We start from the raw sequence: 17,274 nt of genomic DNA, 5'->3' as shown, positions 1-17,274 counted from the left end.
CCTCCGATTATAATTCTTTACCTAACATGGAACTTAATTCTTTTAATTGAGCGCTTCTGCTTGGATGTCTTAATTTTCTTAAAGCTTTTACTTCTATTTGTCTAATTCTTTCTCTGGTTACATTAAAATATTGTCCAACTTCTTCTAATGTTTTAACTTTTCCATCAAGAAGGCCATATCTCATTTTTAAAACCATAGCCTCTCTTGGTTGTAATGTATCTAATATCTTTTCTAATTCTTCTCTTAATAACATTTTCATAGCAACTTCAGAAGGTTTGTCTAATGAATCATCAGCTATAAAATCACCAATTGTAGAGTCATCTTCATCAGATGAACCAAGTGGTGAATCTGCAGAAATAGTTTCCCTTGCTGTGAGCAATATTTCATTTACTTTTTCTATAGGTTTTCCTGTTAATTCGGCTAATTTTTCAGGAGAAGGATATTCTCCATATTCTTGAAGATATTCCCTTATTATTTTATTGAATTTATTTATAGTTTCAACCATATGAACAGGAATTCTTATAGTTCTTGCCTGATCAGCAATAGCTCTTGTAATAGCCTGTCTTATCCACCATGTTGCATATGTACTAAATTTAAATCCTTTTTTATAATCAAATTTATTTACTGCTTTAATAAGACCTATATTGCCTTCTTGGATTAAATCAAGGAATGATAATCCCCTTCCAACATATTTTTTTGCGATAGATATAACTAATCTTAAATTAGCTCTTATTAATTCATCTCTTGCTTTTTTGTTGCCTTCATGAGCCCTTTTAGCTAACCTTTTTTCTCTTTGAGGAGTTAATAATTTTATTTTGCCAATTTCTTTTAAATAAACTTTTATAGGGTCTTTCAGAGACATGTTATCAAATACTTGTGTAACCCCATCTTCTAAATAGTCCATTAATTCAATTGTAGCAGCACCCTCGGATTCAATAATTTCTTCAATTTCGTGAATGCTTTCATCATCTAATTGAGAGCCATCATCAACCATTATTCCTTCTTTTTCTAATGCTTCATATACTTTTTCAATTAATTCAGTATCCAATTCAGAGGGTAAAGTTTTATCAATATCTTCATATGTTAATACCATATTATTCTTTTTTGCTTTTTTAACTAATTCTTTAATAATCTTTTCAAAAGGTTTTGGAGGTTTATAACTTTTTTTCTTTTTCTTTTTAACTTCAACAAATTCTTTAGATTTGTCAACATCACCAATTTCTAAATTGCCAATCTCTTCGATGGCTTTCATTAAATTTTTATCTGCCATTAAAAAACACCTCCTCGCTTTTTGAGGGTAGCGAGTATTTCAAAAATTTTTTTCATTATCTCTTTTTTTTCTTTTGGATCTACAGTAGAGTTTAATAATTTTCTAAGCTCTTTAATTTCTTTTTCTTTTCGAAATCTCTCCACTGATAATATTAGACTTGAAAATACCTTTTCTGGTTCTATATCATAATCAAAATTCCATGTCAATTTTATTAAATCAACCAGTTCTTCGCTACCATTTTCAAGGATATAAGATAAATCATATCCATTTTCTATAAAATCCAAAAATTCTTTTCCATAACTTTCAAAATCTTTTGATGAAAGTTTTTCCGTTATAATGTTTCTAAATCTTTTATGTTTAATCCATAACCATATAAGTTGTTTATCAAGCTCATTATATTTTTTTATTTTAGAAGATATAGTATTTTCTGTTTGAGATACATATGGGAGGATTTTTTTATTAAATTTTTTATACTTTAATATATTATCTATGGCTTTTTTTATATTGTTTTCGGGTTTTAAAAGAATCAATGATATTCTTTTAATAAATGTATCTAAGATTGCAGCATGTTTTGATTTTTGAAATTTTAAGTACCATTCAGCCATTTTTTCAAGATATTGTTCTATTCCAAACTCATCATTTAAATTATATTTATCTTTAAAATACTCAGGAATAAACTCATAGAATTTTGTAGAATTTTCTAAGGTGTTTAAAATTCCTTTCGAACCAGATTTTTTAATTAATTCATCTGGATCTTTGGAATTGTATTGTGCAATAGCTACTTGAAAACCATAGGATAATAAATAATCCAATGATTTTAATGTTGCGTTTTGTCCAGCAGAATCCATATCAAACATAGTAATAACTTTGTCTGTTAGTTTAATTAATTTTTTTGCATGATTTGAGGTGAATGCAGAACCAAGGATAGCTACTGTGTTTTCAAAACCATTAATATGCATGTTTATTGCATCGAAATAACCTTCAACTAAGATAGAATATTTTTCTCTTTTAATGATATTTTTTGATTTTTCATATAAAAATAATATATTAGATTTTTGGAAAAATTTATTTTCTGGACTATTTAAATATTTAGGATTTTCGTTATTTATAGTTCTTCCGGCAAAAGCAACAACTCTTCCAAAATCATCTTTTATTGGAATTATTATTCTATTAGAAAAAATTTCACTACCATTTTTTCTAATTATTCCTAATTCATTTCCGAGGGTTATAGGTAAATCAAAATCATCTAATATAGAAGATTTTAAAGAACCATTTGAAAATCCTAAATCAAATTTATCAGCATATTCTATAGTAATTCCTCTATTATTCAAATATTTCCAAGCGGGATGAGATTTTGATAAATTTAAAAGGATTTCTTTGTATTTTTTATGATAATTTTCAAATATCTGTAATTCTACAGGTAATTCTTTTTGTTTTAAATATTGAGAAATATTTACACCAGCTAATGATGCAGCTTTTTTTACAGCATCAATAAAGCTTAGTTGTTCATATTTTTGAATAAAACTAATAGGATCTCCATGAGCTCCGCAACCGAAACAATGAAATGTGTTAGTTGCAGGAAAAATAAAAAAAGAAGGAGTATCTTCTGGATGAAAAGGACATAAAGCAGTATAATTCTTTCCCGTTCTTTTTAAGGAAAGATAATTCCCAACTATATCTTTGATATTTAATCTTGAGTTTATTTCATCAATAATTTCTTTTGGTATCAAAATACCATCTCCATATAGCAAAAGGATGGGAACGGAAAAACCGTTCCCTTATTATGCAACATTTTGATATAATCCAAAAATCATCTCTTTGAGAATTGTGGTGCCCTTCTTGCTTTCTTTAAACCGTATTTCTTTCTTTCTACTTCTCTTGGATCTCTTGTTAATAATCCGTGTTTTCTTAATACAGGTCTTAAATTTTCATCATATTGTAATAAAGCTCTTGCGATACCTAATCTGATTGCACCAGCTTGACCGTTCATTCCGCCGCCTTCAACAGTGATTACTAAGTCAAATTTTCCTTCGTTTTCTGTAACTGTTAATGGTTCTAAAGCGTGTTTGGACCAAACAGGATTGTTATTAAAATATTGTGTTAGATTTTCAAATTCTTTTTTATTAACTCTAACTTTACCTTCGCCAGGTCTTAAGTGTACTCTTGCGATAGAAGCTTTTCTTCTACCTGTGCCGTAATAATCTATTAATTCAGCCATGCATTATTCCCTCCTTATAATTCCAACTTTTCTGGTTTTTGTGCTTCATGAGGGTGATTAGAACCAGAATAAACCTTTAATTTTTTAAACATATGTCTTCCTAATGTTGTTTTAGGAAGCATACCTTTAACAGCTTTTTCAATTAATCTTTCAGGATATTTTTCTAAAATATCTTTTGCTGTTTGTTCTTTTATTCCTCCAGGATAACCTGTATGTCTATAATATTTCTTTTGAGTCAATTTTTTACCTGTCAATACTATTTTTTCAGCATTTATTACAATAACATAATCACCTGTATCAACATGAGGTGTATATGTTGGTTTGTGTTTTCCTTGTAACACTTTTGCTACTTGTGCAGCTAATCTACCCAATGACATACCTGCTGCATCAACTACATACCATTTTCTTTCAACTTCTTCATTTTTTGCTAAATAACTCTTTTGAGTCATAATTGAAGCCATTTTGCTGTCCTCCTTTCTTAGGAAAAAAAGTTTTTAATTCTTTTATATAACAAGTCTCCTAAAATTGCATTCGCAATAAATTTTATTAAATTAAAGCTTACTATAGTGATAATAAGCGTCCATGGAGTTAAACCAAAATATTTTGCTGCATCACTAAAAGACATTTTAAAATATATTGGTATAATAGCCATATTCATTAAAACCATTGCAATTCCAACACAAAACGCTGCTACAACATATTTAATATATTTATTTATGTTTAATCTAAAGATAGAAATTATAGATATAAAAGTAAAAATAGCAACAAAATCCATTGAAACTCCAATTAAATCTCCTGATTTTACAAAGTAAAAAACAAGATCTTTTGTTATTAATGAAAACATAGCTGTTTTCCAATCAAATAAAAACAAAGATGCAATAATTAGTAAAGCACTTGGATCAAACTTTAAAAAATTTGCGAAAGGAAAAATAGGGAATTCTAAAAACATTAATAATACAGACAAAGCCCCTAATATTCCTGCCGTGGATAAAATTTTTACACGGCTCATGCTATCACCAACTTATCTTTCGGGATAAACGCTAATTAATCTTCTGTTGTTTTTCTTTTCAAATTTTACATAACCTTCTATTTTAGCAAATATTGTATGATCTTTTCCCATACCTACATTATTACCTGGGTGGAAATGTGTTCCTCTTTGTCTAACAATAATGTTTCCTGGAATTACCTTTTGACCATCACTTTTTTTAACTCCGAGGTACTTTGGTTTGGAATCTCTTCCGTTTTTTGCTGTACCTCCACTCTTTTTAGAAGAAAAGAGCTGAAGATTTATTTTCATTATTTATTCACCTCCACTTTCAAGTTATCGGGATAACTTTTTTCAATACCTTTTAATGCATCGTGTAAATACATAATCAATTTATCAGACATTTCATTATCTTTCCAGCTAATTTTTAAATAACCATCTTTTTTCTTGTAATTACCATTTTTTTCATTTTTGATTATTTCAGCTACAAATTGAGTTAATACGCTTACAGCACTACAAACAATATCTTTTCCAAATTCATCAAATTCAGCATGTCCTTTAATTTCAACAAATTTTTTCTTAAAATTAAATTTTACATCTATCATGCTTCAATTTTTTTGATTTTTAAAGCTGTGTAGTGTTGGCGATGTCCTTTTTTTCTTCTATAATTTTTTCTTCCTTGGAACTTTACAACTAATACTTTTTTATCTTTTCCGTGTTCTACAACTTCAGCAACAACCTTAGCGTTTTCTACATAAGGTTTTCCTATTTTTGCAGAATCACTTTTTACGAATAAAACCTTATCTAATATAACTTCTGAACCTGGTTCATATCCGTTTAATTTTTCTGTGTAAAGTTCCATGCCTTCTTCAACTTTGTACTGTTTTCCGCCAACTTCGATAATAGCGTACATATAGTCACCTCCTCTTGAAATAATAATAGTGGGCTAAGGTACCATTATGGCTTTGAGACCTTAGACCCTTTCCGGAATATTTTATCATATTTCACACTAATCATTGATTAAACTTATGTTAAAATTATAAATCAATTTCGATGCCGATAGGGCAATGATCTGATCCCATTACATTTGAAAGAATAAATGCATTTTTAAGCTTACTTTTTAATGGGGTGCTTATAAAGAAATAATCTATTCTCCATCCAACATTTCTTTCCCTTGCTCTGGTTTTATAATCCCACCATGTGTAATTATTAGGTTCTTTATTAAACACCCTAAATGTATCAATGAAACCGCTGTCTAATAACTTATCAATCCATTCTCTTTCAATTGGTAAAAAACCAGAAGTGTTTTCATTTTCTTTTGGTCTTGCAAGATCGATTTCTGTATGAGCAGTATTAACATCTCCACATATTATAACGTTTGGTTGTTTCTTCTTATAATCTTCTAAAAATTCTAATAAAAAATAGTAGAAATCCATTTTATACTGTAATCTTTCATCGCGAGCCTTTCCATTAGGGAAGTAGATATTAAATAATGAAAAATTTTCATATTCTGTGATTAATGTCCTACCTTCTGAATCAAATTTTTCATTTTCAAACCCTTTTAATACATTTTTGGGTTCAATTTTTGTAAAAGTTGCAACACCACTATATCCTTTCTTTTCAGCAGAAACAAAATATTTTTTCCAAGGTCCGTGTTCAAGAAACTTTTTGGTGAGTTGTTCTTCTCTTGCTTTAGTTTCTTGTATACATAATATATCAGGATCTTCCTCATCAAGAAATTCTACAAATCCCTTTTTTATTGCTGCTCTTATTCCATTAACATTCCAAGATAATATTTTCATAATCTACCTCCGTTTTCATACTTTTGATTTCAATACATATTATAACATATTATTATGTTCAAAAAGTATAAAATAAAACAATCTTTTAGTTTTTGCTTCTATTATGCATTTTGGAACTCTATAATTATTTAATAATATCTCCAATGTAGTAGTGTAATTACTAAAAATGACACTAACTACTGAGGAGGTGTTTTTTTAATTTGTTAAGCTAAATATTTATGATATAATATCATAGAAATAATTATACCTACAAAAGGAGGAATTTAAATGAGAGTTTTAGAAGGGTTAGAACCAGAAAAGGTATTTTATTTTTTTGAAGAAATTAGTAAAATTCCAAGATGTTCAGGTAATGAAAAAGCAATAAGTGATTATCTTGTAAATTTTGCTAAGGAAAGAAATTTAGAATATATTCAAGATAAAGCATTAAATGTTATTATAAAAAAACCAGCAACTAAAGGATATGAAAATATACCTGGAGTGATTATCCAAGGACATATAGATATGGTATGTGAAAAAACATCTGATTCAACACATGATTTTTCAAAAGATCCAATTAAGCTACAAATCGAAGGAGATTATATTAAAGCTACTAATACAACATTAGGAGCAGATAATGGTATTGCTGTTGCCTATGCATTAGCATTATTAGACTCAAATGATATTGAACATCCTGCAATTGAGGCATTATTTACAACTGAAGAAGAAACGGGTATGACTGGTGCTAATGAATTAGACCCTAAATTATTAAATGGTAAAGTGTTATTAAACATAGACTCAGAAGAAGAGGGAATATTTTATGTTAGTTGTGCAGGTGGATTAAGGGATATTATAACCTTACCAATAGAATATGTGGAATCAAAAAATAAATATGGGTTAAAATTAAAAATTTCTGGATTACAAGGTGGACATTCCGGAATGGAAATAATTAAACAAAGAGGAAATGCAAATAAATTATTGGGAAGAGTATTATATGATTTAATGAAAAAAACAGATTTGGAATGTGCAACAATAAATGGAGGAGATAAAAGTAATGCTATTCCAAGAGAAGCAGAAGCTGAAATTGTAGTAAATGATATTAGAAAAACAAAAGAAATAGTTGAATATTGGCAAAGAACATTTAGCAATGAGTTAAGCATTTCAGATCCTAATGTAAAGGTAGATCTAGAAGAAATAGAAAAACCATCAAAGGTTTTAAGTAATTACTCATTTGAAAAAGCAGTAAACATTTTAATGTTAGTTCATGATGGTGTTCAAACAATGAGTAAGGCTATTGAAGGGCTTGTTGAAAGTTCAAGCAATTTAGGTGTTGTAAAGACATATGAAAATAGAATTGAATTCACATCAGCAACAAGAAGTTCTGTAGAAACATTAAGAGACTTTATACATAACAAATCAGAAATTATAGCTAAATTAAATGGAGCTTCAATAACTACAAATGCACCATATCCAGCATGGGAATATAAACCAGATTCAAAAATAAGAGAGTTAATGAAAAAGGTATATAAAAACATGTATGGAAAAGATCCAGAAATAGCAGCAATACATGCAGGTTTGGAATGTGGAATTCTTTCTGGAAAAATGAAGGATGTAGATATGATTTCCTTTGGCCCTAATCTATATGATGTTCATACACCACAAGAAAAAATGAGTATATCTTCTGTGAGAAGAACATGGGAATTTTTATTGGAAGTATTAAAAGAAATGAAAAATTATTAAAATAGCAGGCATTAAAGCCTGCTATTTATTATATAACCCATCTTCCATTTTTCATTATTAATTCTTCTTTACCATTTTTAATACCATATACATTCATTTCTTCATTACCTATCATGAAGTCAACATGTGTAATACTATTATTTAATCCAACTTCTTTTAGTTCTTGTTCATTCATATTTTCCCCATTTTCAACACATGTAGAATAAGCTCTTCCGAATGCAAAATGAGAAGCTGCATTTTCATCAAATAATGTATTGTAAAATACAACATTTAATTGATAAATAGGTGAGTCGACAGGAACCAATGCAACTTCTCCAAGGTAGCTTGCTCCCTCGTCGAGAGAAATAGCTTGTTTTAAAACATCTTCTCCTTTTTCAGCAGTAACTTTTATGATTTTTCCATCTTTAAATTCCATTGTGAAACCATCTATTATATTTCCACCATACACTAATGGTTTGCTATTTTTAACATATCCATTTACTTTATCTTTATGTGGAGCGGTAAATACCTCTTCTGTTGGAATGTTAGGTAAAAATACCGTACCATCTTCATTTTTTTGGGCACCACCAAGCCATTTATGATTTTCTGGAAGCCCAACCATTAAGTCTGTTCCAGGACCTTCGTACCTTAAGTAATCATATTGTTTGTTATTTAAATATTCAGTCTTTGTTTTAAGATTATTTAAATGTTTATTCCAAAGTTCTACGGGGTCGTCTTTTTCGTTTACCCTAACAGTTTTTAAAATTGCATTCCATAAATCTTCTATAGGTTTTTCAGATTTTGGGAAAACTTTTTTAGCCCATTTTTCAGAAGGTACAGCTCCCACTGACCATGAAACTTTATCTGCCATTATAACTTTTGATACTTCTTTCATTGCTGTTTGCCTTGTTTTAGAATATTGCCCTATTTTTTGTGGATCTATTGTTTTTAAAATATCTGGATCTGAACCAATAATGCTTAAAAATGCTCCTTTGTCATCACAGAAATATTTTGCCATGTCTACTTCCCATTGATGAAATTCATTTAGCAAATCTTTATCAGCATATTTTAATTTTAAAAATAGCATATATTCATCATTATATACCGTGTATACTTCTTTTGCTCCAGCTTCATAGGCTTTTTCTGCAACTTTTCTTGTAAAATCTACAGCGTCAATTGTGGATCTTAAAAAAACTCTTTGCCCTTTTTGAACATTAATTCCTACTTTTACTAAAAGTTCAGCATATTTTTCCAGTAATTTTTCCATTATGTCTCCTCCCTAAATAATTTTAATTGTTCTGCTTTTAAAGGAAAACCTTCTAATAATTTAATTTTTAAATTAGCTTTTTCTATTAAATTTCTATATTCAGAGAATTGCTTCAAAGAAGATAATACTTGTTTTTGGAAAAGAGTGTAATAGTCAATTTCAAAATCATTATATAATAATTTTTTAAATTCTTCAAGATGTTCTCTTTCAATACTTGCAGAAATATAATAGACATTATGTTCGGGCATTTTGTTAAAAATATTTTTAATCTTTTCAAAATGCTTATAATTATAATATTTAATATAGTAATACAATAATCTATCATCATAGGCATATTTGAAATTATATACACTTTCCATAAATATGGCGGATTTAATATGATTGGGTAATGTTTTATATTTTGTGAAATCCTTTCTTCTAATGCTTTTAATTAATGCAATTTCTTCAATATTATATTGTTTTATTTTGTTATATTGACTAATAATATCTTCTATAGTTAATTCATTATTTAGTGCTTTTAAAAATAAAGTGGTTAATATCTCTTTTATGGATTCCGGAGTGTCTTTTCTTACTATTTCAACACCATGAGTTATGATTTTGCCATCAAAATCATAACCAAAATATCTTTTTTTAATGCCAAAAAAACGCACTCTCTTATATATCTTATCTACTTCTATATTTAATGTGCATTCTATTTTTTCTTCTGTAAATTTAGGGATAAATTCTTCTGGAAGTTTTTTGTTAATAAAATCTGCTAAATAATTTCCGATTTCTATTATATCTTTTTTTGATAAATTTTCGCTACATTCAATATAATTAAAAGAACTATCCGTATCTGAATATAATACATGAGTTTTGAAAGTTATATTGCGGTTATTTATTTTTATGTTTTCAAAGAGATGATTATTCAATGTATTATTTACATATCTTAAAGCAGATCTTGCAGCGGCTAATATAGCAAGAGAAATTCTAATATCATGTAAAGCAAAATTATTTGTACCAAGAACACCATACATTGAATTTAAAAGAATTTTATAATTATATTGTTTTATGTCATAAATTGTATAATCAGGATTATTGGGATCAGTTTCTTTTTTTAGGTTTTTATAATATAAACGTTCTTTCAACAAATGTTTTACTAAAGATGATAATATTCCAGTTTTTTCTAATGTGAATTTTATAGGAAGATATTTATCGTTTTCCTCTTCTGGCAATATTTTCCCGAGATCTATATGTTTTTTATTATAATTGATATTATATATAAGTGTTTCTGGAGAAATATTAAAAGTAGCAATTATATTTGGGTAAAGTGAAGTGAAATCCAGGACTATAACATTATCATATGTTTTATTGGGTGGAGTTAAAACAATGGCACCACTTACATGAATACCGGTATTTTCTCTTTCATAAAATCTAAACGTTATTTTGTCCTTTAAAATAAATTGTTGAATATAATGTTCTATAGAATTTGAGGTTCCAAAAAGAATAGGAAAAGGAACTCTAATTAATGCCTGCAAAGAACAGATTAAACCTATGAGTTTTAATTTATTTTCAAGCTCAACCAGAATTTCAACATCTCTGCCTGCATATTCAATAAACTTATTTATATCGCTTTTATAATAATTATATCCTTTTATTTCTGTTTTTCCTTCTATATTATGATGTTTGGCTACAATATCCAGTTTATATGAGGCTGGTTTATCCAGTACATATCTTCTATACATTTCCAGAAAATCAATTAAATTTACACCGGGAATAGAATTATAATATTTCCCATCTCTTTGAAAAGAATTATGTCTTAAACCAGGAATTGCAGTTAGATTTATATTGTAATAATTAGCTCTACTTATAATATAAGGTATATCAAAGCCATTTGAAAACCAACCAGTTATAATATCCGGTTTTTCAGTAAAGATTAATTTGTTGAAATAGATCAACATTTCTTTTTCCGATTTGAATTTTATGATGTTTCTGTTGGATTTAATTTTTTTGTCATAAACAACGAGTATATATTCATTTTTTTTATATGTATCATAATATGTGATAGAAGTAATATTTCCTGTATAATTTTTAATATCTTCACTATTCACTTCAATATCTAAAAACCATATTTTTTTATCTTCTGGTTTTTCGGAAATGGGGCTGTTAAATATGTTCATTATATTTTTTCCATACACATAAACATTGTTTCTTTCCATTTCATCAATAATTTTTCTAAAAATATTATAATTTATATCAAGTGTAGTGTTTATTAACTTTTTTCCATATATATCTTTCCAATCAAAATCTATATCAACATAATTATTTATTCTGTACTTTGACAGAATCTTTTGCACTTTGTTTATTTCAGTATGCTCAAATATTAGATTAAAATACCTTTTTTGTTGTTTTATATCTGAATTTATATTTTCTTTAAAATAGAAAATCTTTGTTGAAGGATCTTGCCAAATTGATGTTATCATAACTTCATCTCCATTATGATATAATATAGTTTATATATAAATTGTCAAATTTAAAAAGGAGTGAAAAAATGGAATTAGTAAAATATGATTCTCTGAATAAAATTCCTGGTATTAATTTTGATGGTAGAAAAATATTTACATCAAAAAAAATAGAATTAGTTTTAATAAGTTTAGAACCTGGTGAAAAAGTAAATAAACACGCTGTTCCTTTTGATACTATATTTTTTGTTTCAAAAGGAAAGGGTATAGTTGAATTTGAAAACAATGATATTTCTGTAAATGAAAATGATATGATTTTTTGCGATAAAAATCTTGAACATGGGTTAAAAAATAATTCGGAAGATAAATTTAATGTTTTAGTTATAAAAATATTTGAATAGGTGATATGATGCTAAATTTGTTGAAAAATAATAATGAATTTTGTATTTTGGATACAGAAACTACAGGTCTTAATCCACAAAATGGTGATAGAATAATAGAAATAGCTGTTTATAATATTATAACTGAAGAAAGTAATTATTTTGTTAAAGATAAGTTTGTTACATATATTAATCCTGAAAGATCTATACCTTATTTTATTACAAAAATGACAGGGATATCGGATTTTCATGTAATAGGTGCTCCTCGATTTTTTGAAATAGCAGATAACTTTTTGAATTTTATATATAATAAGATATTGGTAATTCAAAATGTAGGGTTTGATATGAAATTTTTGAATAGAGAATTAGAATTAGTAGGATATAATAATTTGAGTAATAAAACTATAGATACGATAATGATGTCAAGAAAGATTTTTAAAAAAGAAAGGAAGCATAATCTTGATGCGATTGCTTCAAGATTGAATATTAGTAAACAAGTAAGTCGTCACTCTGCAGAAGGTGATGTGATAATTACAACAGAAGCATTTGTTAAAATGAGAAATATAATATTAAACAGCTGAAAAGGTAAACTTTTCAGCTGTTTTTATTTTTTCTCTATTAAATTCTCAATGTATTTTTTAAAAGTATTTTCTAACATATTTTCAGAAACTGTTTCTACAATTTCACCGTTAATAAAAATTGCACCACCTGTTTTAGTGCCTGCTATTCCTATATCTGCATGCTTTGCCTCTCCGGGGCCATTAACAACACATCCCATTACGGCAATATTTAAATCTTTCTCTATGTCTTTGGTCCATTCTTTTACTTTTGTAGCTAATTCTTCGACTTTTATTTCAGTTCTTGCACATGTAGGGCAGGCTATAATTCTTGGGCCTTTTTTGAACCCTAATAAAGTTAATAATTTTTTTGCCACTAATACTTCTTGAATAGGATCTCCTGCAATTGATATTCTTATAGTATCGCCAATGTTATTTAACAACAAGGCGCCTAATCCTGCAGAAGATAAAACCAAAGCATCTTCATATACTCCTGCTTCAGTTATCCCTATATGTAAAGGATATGGAACTTTTTCTGAAATATATTTATTAGCAAGAAAGTTTTCTTTTGCATCGGTAGATTTGATTGAAATAACAATATCTTGAAAACCAGCATTTTCCATTAATTTAACTTCCTGTAAGGCGCTTTCTGCTAAAGCTTGATACCTTGGCATATTACTATTTTCATATTCTTTTTTTATTGATCCTGAGTTTGCACCGACTCTTATAGGTATTTTATATTCTTTTGCTATTTTAACCACTTCTTTTACTTTCCAAGATTCACCTATATTTCCCGGATTAATTCTAACTTTTGCAGCTCCGGCTTTTATAGATTCTATTGCGACTCTATAATCAAAATGAATATCAGCAACTATCGGTACTGTAGAATTTTCACATATCTTTTTAAATGAAGGTATATCTTCTAATGTTCTTACAGAAACTCTAACTACCTCTGCTCCTGCGTTTGAAAGATTTATAATTTGTTTTATGGTCTTTTCTGTATCAAGTGTATCTGTATTTGTCATGCTTTGAATAATAATAGGATTATTTCCTCCAATAGGAATATTTTTAATGTACACAGTATTTTTTGAAAACATAAAATTACCTCCAGTATAATTATTTGAAAAATCTCAAAATATCATTATATGTAAAATATACGAAAAGTCCCATAAGTATGAGGAACCCTATAGTATGAATAGTAGCTTCAATTTTAGGATTTGTTCTTTTTCCAGTAATCATTTCATAAATTGAAAACACAATTCTTCCACCATCTAAAGCAGGAATAGGTAATAAATTGACAATACCTAAATTTAGTGTGATTAAAGCTATTAAAGAAATTAAAGCTTCTGGGCCAGCTTTTGCGGCTTGACCAACTGCACCTGCAATACCAACAGGTCCCATAACATCTGTGGTTTTAACTTTTCCTGTGAATAATTGACCAATAACATCCACCATAGCTCTTAACAAGGTGTTTGCCCATTGAAAAGAAACAGATATGACTTCTAATCCTTTTGGTCTCCACTTATCAAAAGCAAACTTTAAGATTAATGGTTCCTGTAAAATAGATAGAAATTTAGATTTGCTTAGCTGAATTTCCGCTTTTTTGCCATTTCTTAAAGTTATAATATTTAATGTTTCGGAATTTATGCTTTTTTTAACTTCAGTGATTTTATTATTAGATATTGTAATCAGATTATCATCTGGAGACATAGAAATTGAAGATAACAAATCTATTAAATCGAGACCATTACTTATCTTTTTGCCATTTATGGCGATAATTTTATCTTCTTTTTTAAAAGGAGAAATATCTTTATTTATAACATTTGAAAAAGTTGCAAAATAAACACCTATGGCATATCTTTGTGGAGATATTGAGTATCCCTCAATTTTTCCTTTTAAAATTTTTCCATTTTCTAATTCAATAATTAATTTATCTCCCTTTTCAAGATTAGGCAAAATTTCTTGAATTTTTTCTGGAGGATTCATATTGAATGATTTTATATTATAGGAATCAATATTTATATCTTCATCACTTTTAAATATTATAGTATATTCAGGATCGAAAAAGCCCGGTTTAATGTTTAAATTAATGGGATTTCCATTTCTAATAATTTCTAAATTTAATTCTTTTCCCTCTTTAATAGCTAAGCTTAAAATTGAACTATCAAAAACAATGTGCCCATCGACCTTTTTAATAACATCTCCAGGTTTTATGCCAGCATAATAAGCAGGTGAATCTTTTATAACTTTTTCTATTTTAACTTCAGGGAATCCATATAATAACCCAGAAATTGATAAAACAATATATCCTAATATTATAGAAAATAATGGTCCAGCAAAGGCGATCAAGAATTTTTGCCATGGTTTTTTATTATAAAAAAGTTCAGGGTTATCAGATAGTCCTTCTGCGTTTTCTGGTTCTTCGCCTGCAATTCTAACATATCCACCTATCGGAATAAGATTAAAACGAAACTCTGTTTCCTTTCCTTTATATGAAAATAATTTTGGACCCATGCCAATAGAAAATTCTTCTACTTTGGTTTTAAATAATTTTGCAAAAAGAAAATGACCTAATTCATGAAAAAATACAACGATTGTTATAACAACCATAAACCAAAAAAGTGTTAGCATTAAAACACCTCCATATTTGTTCTTTGAGATTTTCTTATAAATTATTCTATCATATATATGTTAATGATATAGAATAAAAGTTTGAAGTAATTAAAAAAACATTAATTGCATAAAAAATAAAGAGTTAAAACCAACAATATATATGGTTTTCAAATGAATTCACGTAGGTTTAACGAAATTAACAGTATTGTAAGTTGACAAAATGGAAGAAAGGTGGTAATATATATACTCGGACGCGGACGAAGAGGTCTGCGAGAGAAAAAGAAGAGGAAAAGAAGAAGCTCCTTGACAAGTGAACAGAGACACCCAGCGGAAGTAAAAAAGTGAGAGTTAAGATCGAACTCGAAATCTTGGATGGAGGGTTTGATCCTGGCTCAGGGCGAACGCTGGCGGCGTGCTTAACACATGCAAGTCGAACGAGGAGGCAGTCTTCGGGCTGTAGTACTAGTGGCGAACGGGTGAGTAACGCGTAGGAAAGTGTCCTCCAGACCGGGACAACCACTGGAAACGGTGGCTAATACCGGATAAGACCGAGAGGTGAAAGCGTGCCTTGGCATGGCTGGAGGAGCTGCCTGCGACCCATCAGGTAGTTGGTAGGGTAAAAGCCTACCAAGCCGACGACGGGTAGCCGGCGTGAGAGCGTGGCCGGCCACAGGGGGACTGAGACACGGCCCCCACTCCTACGGGAGGCAGCAGTGGGGAATATTGGACAATGGGGGAAACCCTGATCCAGCGACGCCGCGTGGAGGAAGAAGTCCTTCGGGACGTAAACTCCTGAACTTATCGAACAATAAGGTGAGTAGGGAATGACTCACTGATGAGGGTAGATAAGGAAAAGCCCCGGCTAACTACGTGCCAGCAGCCGCGGTAATACGTAGGGGGCGAGCGTTGCCCGGAATCACTGGGCGTAAAGGGGGTGTAGGCGGTCAATTAAGTCAGATGTAAAAGATCCTGGCTCAACCAGGGGGTTGCGTCTGAAACTGATTGACTTGAGGTTACTAGAGGGAGACGGAATTACCTGTGTAGCGGTGAAATGCGTAGATACAGGTAAGAAGGCCGGTGGTGAAGACGGTCTCCTGGGGTAAACCTGACGCTGAGGCCCGAAAGCTAGGGGAGCAAACCGGATTAGATACCCGGGTAGTCCTAGCCGTAAACGATGCCCACTAGGTGTGAGCGGTAGTACCGTTCGTGCTGAAGCTAAGGCGATAAGTGGGCCGCCTGGGGAGTACGTCCGCAAGGATGAAACTCAAAGGAATTGACGGGGACCCGCACAAGCGGTGGAGCGTGTGGTTTAATTCGAAGCTAAGCGAAGGACCTTACCAGGGCTTGACATATAGGTGGTAGGATGCAGAGATGTATCCGACCTGGTACTTCGGTACTGGGAGCCTAAACAGGTGGTGCACGGCCGTCGTCAGCTCGTGCCGTGAGGTGTTGGGTTAAGTCCCGCAACGAGCGCAACCCTTGCCGTTAGTTGCCAGCACGTAAAGGTGGGAACCCTAACGGGACAGCCGCCGACGAGGCGGAGGAAGGAGGGGATGACGTCAGGTAATCGTGCCCCTTATGTCCTGGGCGACACACGCGCTACAATGGTAGGGACAGAGGGCAGCGAGGCCGAAAGGTGGAGCGAATCCCAGAAACCCTACCCCAGTTCAGATTGCAGTCTGAAACCCGACTGCATGAAGCCGGAATCGCTAGTAATCGCAGGTCAGCCACACTGCGGTGAATACGTTCCCGGGTCTTGTACACACCGCCCGTCAAGCCACCCGAGTTGGAAACGCCCGAAGATGGCCAGGCTAACCGAAAGGAGGCCGGTTATTGAGGGTGGAGTCAGCGAGGGGGGCTAAGTCGTAACAAGGTAGGTGTACCGGAAGGTGCGCCTGGATCACCTCCTTTCTAAGGAGAAAAAAATGGGTGTCTCTGTTCAGTAGTGAAGGAGTAGGGGTAGTAGCTCAACTGGGAGAGCGTCTGCCTTGCACGCAGAAGGTTAGGGGTTCAAGTCCCCTCTACTCCACCAGCTCATTGACAAGT

Annotated in this window: 16 protein-coding genes, 1 tRNA gene and 1 rRNA gene; 5 read left to right on the top strand and 13 right to left on the bottom strand. The window is 30.8% G+C overall.

Translation table 11 applies throughout. The annotated features are described in order from the left end of the window. Positions 1–7: 7 nt before the first annotated feature. The 9 genes from rpoD to xth form a co-directional block, all read right to left on the bottom strand. Positions 8–1,270, bottom strand: coding sequence for an RNA polymerase sigma factor RpoD (rpoD, locus tag JRV97_RS02805; RefSeq protein WP_280999981.1), 1,263 nt, complete (start codon positions 1,268–1,270; stop codon positions 8–10). Then, the gene (gene dnaG / locus JRV97_RS02800; protein ID WP_280999980.1) at positions 1,270–3,000 is read right to left on the bottom strand and encodes a DNA primase; all 1,731 of its coding nucleotides are present in this window, start codon (positions 2,998–3,000) and stop codon (positions 1,270–1,272) included. The genes rpoD and dnaG overlap by 1 nt, the downstream gene beginning before the upstream one ends. Positions 3,001–3,080: 80 nt before the next feature. Continuing rightward, positions 3,081–3,488: a 30S ribosomal protein S9 gene (gene rpsI / locus JRV97_RS02795; RefSeq protein WP_280999979.1), complete on the bottom strand. Its 408-nt coding sequence runs from the start codon at positions 3,486–3,488 to the stop codon at positions 3,081–3,083. Between the two features lie 14 nt (positions 3,489–3,502). Then, positions 3,503–3,949: a 50S ribosomal protein L13 gene (rplM, locus tag JRV97_RS02790; RefSeq protein ID WP_280999978.1), complete on the bottom strand. Its 447-nt coding sequence runs from the start codon at positions 3,947–3,949 to the stop codon at positions 3,503–3,505. Positions 3,950–3,966: 17 nt separating this feature from the next. Continuing rightward, positions 3,967–4,497 carry an ECF transporter S component gene (locus JRV97_RS02785; protein WP_280999977.1) on the bottom strand — a complete coding sequence of 177 codons (531 nt, stop codon included), beginning with the start codon at positions 4,495–4,497 and terminating at the stop codon, positions 3,967–3,969. Between the two features lie 12 nt (positions 4,498–4,509). Beyond that, the gene (gene rpmA / locus JRV97_RS02780) at positions 4,510–4,788 is read right to left on the bottom strand and encodes a 50S ribosomal protein L27 (protein WP_281001026.1); all 279 of its coding nucleotides are present in this window, start codon (positions 4,786–4,788) and stop codon (positions 4,510–4,512) included. Further along, a complete protein-coding gene (locus JRV97_RS02775; protein ID WP_280999975.1) occupies positions 4,785–5,078 on the bottom strand; it encodes a ribosomal-processing cysteine protease Prp in 294 nt (97 codons plus the stop codon). Before JRV97_RS02775 ends, rpmA begins: the two co-directional genes overlap by 4 nt. After that, positions 5,075–5,386, bottom strand: a complete 312-nt coding sequence (gene rplU, locus JRV97_RS02770) for a 50S ribosomal protein L21 (protein WP_280999972.1) — start codon at positions 5,384–5,386, stop codon at positions 5,075–5,077. The genes JRV97_RS02775 and rplU overlap by 4 nt, the downstream gene beginning before the upstream one ends. Before the next feature lie 124 nt (positions 5,387–5,510). Then, the gene (gene xth / locus JRV97_RS02765; RefSeq protein WP_280999970.1) at positions 5,511–6,275 is read right to left on the bottom strand and encodes an exodeoxyribonuclease III; all 765 of its coding nucleotides are present in this window, start codon (positions 6,273–6,275) and stop codon (positions 5,511–5,513) included. A gap of 267 nt (positions 6,276–6,542) precedes the next feature. Here xth and JRV97_RS02760 point away from each other — a divergent pair, with 267 nt between their 5' ends. Then, entirely contained in the window at positions 6,543–7,991 is a 1,449-nt protein-coding gene (locus JRV97_RS02760) for an aminoacyl-histidine dipeptidase (RefSeq protein ID WP_280999968.1), read from the top strand. 28 nt (positions 7,992–8,019) lie between these two features. Here the strand turns inward: JRV97_RS02760 and JRV97_RS02755 are convergent, their stop codons facing one another. Together JRV97_RS02755 and JRV97_RS02750 are read right to left on the bottom strand one after the other, a co-directional pair. Then, positions 8,020–9,240, bottom strand: coding sequence for an aminopeptidase (locus JRV97_RS02755; RefSeq protein ID WP_407081566.1), 1,221 nt, complete (start codon positions 9,238–9,240; stop codon positions 8,020–8,022). Then, complete coding sequence (locus JRV97_RS02750) at positions 9,237–11,699, bottom strand: DNA polymerase domain-containing protein (protein WP_280999964.1); 2,463 nt, start codon at positions 11,697–11,699, stop codon at positions 9,237–9,239. Before JRV97_RS02750 ends, JRV97_RS02755 begins: the two co-directional genes overlap by 4 nt. A gap of 68 nt (positions 11,700–11,767) precedes the next feature. On the opposite strand from JRV97_RS02750, the gene JRV97_RS02745 reads away from it, so the two are divergent. Both JRV97_RS02745 and JRV97_RS02740 read left to right on the top strand, forming a co-directional pair. Further along, complete coding sequence (locus tag JRV97_RS02745) at positions 11,768–12,079, top strand: cupin domain-containing protein (RefSeq protein ID WP_280999962.1); 312 nt, start codon at positions 11,768–11,770, stop codon at positions 12,077–12,079. Positions 12,080–12,087: 8 nt separating this feature from the next. Continuing rightward, positions 12,088–12,639, top strand: coding sequence for a 3'-5' exonuclease (locus JRV97_RS02740; RefSeq protein WP_280999960.1), 552 nt, complete (start codon positions 12,088–12,090; stop codon positions 12,637–12,639). A 23-nt stretch (positions 12,640–12,662) separates the two neighbouring features. On the opposite strand, the gene ispG is transcribed toward JRV97_RS02740, so the two are convergent. After that, positions 12,663–13,712 (bottom strand): flavodoxin-dependent (E)-4-hydroxy-3-methylbut-2-enyl-diphosphate synthase, encoded by a 1,050-nt coding sequence (gene ispG, locus JRV97_RS02735; protein WP_280999958.1) that lies wholly within the window; start codon positions 13,710–13,712, stop codon positions 12,663–12,665. 19 nt (positions 13,713–13,731) lie between these two features. Beyond that, positions 13,732–15,246: a M50 family metallopeptidase gene (locus JRV97_RS02730; protein WP_280999956.1), complete on the bottom strand. Its 1,515-nt coding sequence runs from the start codon at positions 15,244–15,246 to the stop codon at positions 13,732–13,734. A gap of 351 nt (positions 15,247–15,597) precedes the next feature. On the opposite strand from JRV97_RS02730, the gene JRV97_RS02725 reads away from it, so the two are divergent. Beyond that, positions 15,598–17,139 (top strand): 16S ribosomal RNA (locus JRV97_RS02725). A 45-nt stretch (positions 17,140–17,184) separates the two neighbouring features. After that, positions 17,185–17,260, top strand: a tRNA-Ala gene (locus tag JRV97_RS02720). Positions 17,261–17,274 lie beyond the last annotated feature (14 nt).

Source organism: Marinitoga aeolica, from assembly GCF_029910535.1.
GTDB classification, from domain to species: Bacteria; Thermotogota; Thermotogae; order Petrotogales; family Petrotogaceae; genus Marinitoga; species Marinitoga aeolica.
The sequence above is the reverse complement of the archived record's forward strand: the minus strand, read 5'-3'. Positions and strand labels throughout refer to the sequence as shown.